General features: G+C 41.5%; 1 protein-coding gene. It reads left to right on the top strand.

The window, feature by feature from the left end:
* Positions 1-1,090, top strand: a 1,090-nt coding sequence (locus AB5935_RS27740) for a glycosyl hydrolase 115 family protein (protein ID WP_368328068.1), incomplete at both ends; no start/stop codon positions are given.

The raw sequence follows: 1,090 nt of genomic DNA, 5'->3' as shown, positions 1-1,090 counted from the left end.
CGTTCCGGACGTTCGGGAGTATATTATCATTCTTCTTATCTGGGTAAACCTCACGATCATCTTTGGATGAACACAACTTCACCCACATTAATGTATGAAGAACTACGTAAAGCATACGACTTGACGGCCGACCGTATCTGGCTGCTCAATGCCGGAGACATCAAATCATGTGAATTTGCTGTTGATTACTTCCTGACGATGGCTTTTGATATTGATTCATTCAACTTTGAAAGAGCGGCAAATTATCGTACCGAATGGTTGTGTGGCATGTTAGGAAACGATTATCGCAATGAATATCAGGATGTAATAAACTCTTTCTATAAACTGGCCTTTGCACGTAAACCGGAGTTTATGGGATGGGGTTACCAGTGGGCTACCGACAAACACGGAAGAGAACGGAATACAGATACTGATTTCTCACTTGCCAATTATCGTGAAGTGGATACTCGTCTGGCTGAATATCAACGGATAGGGAATATGGCAGAGAAAATTCTGAAAGCTCTGCCGGAAGATAAGAAGGCATGTTATTATCAATCATTATATTATCCGGTCAAAGGATGTGAACTGTTGAATCGTATGATTCTCAACGGACAGAGAAATCGTTGGTACTCTATTCAGCAAAGGGCAACTACCGCAGAATTGGAGAAAATGACTAAGGCTTGTTATGACAGTCTGGAAGTAATTACAAAAGGATATAACTCATTACTTGGAGGTAAATGGGATCATGTAATGACCATGAAACAAGGATTTGCCGCAGCCTACTTTGAACTCCCGGCTCTGCGGAAGGTTAATTTGGCACCTACAGCCTCTTTGGGTATATTAGCTGAAGGAGAAGACATTTTGAAAGGGCAGAAAAGCTTCCATTCATTGCCATCTTTCAACACATATTTCCGTCAATCATATTACGTAGACGTTTTCAATAAAGGAGCGACTCCTTTGAAATGGAAAGCATCAGTTTCAGATAACTGGATTCTGCTAAGTCAAAAAGCCGGAGAAACTGCTACAGAAAATCGTATAGAAGTCTCAATCGACTGGGCTAAGGTCCCGACTGGTGAGAAAGTATTCGGAACATTGGAAATCGCATCTGATC

Source organism: Phocaeicola sp. RTP21198st1_B8_RTP21198_201120, from assembly GCF_040929485.1.
GTDB lineage: Bacteria > Bacteroidota > Bacteroidia > Bacteroidales > Bacteroidaceae > Phocaeicola > Phocaeicola dorei.
This window is presented reverse-complemented; position numbering and strand designations above follow the sequence as displayed.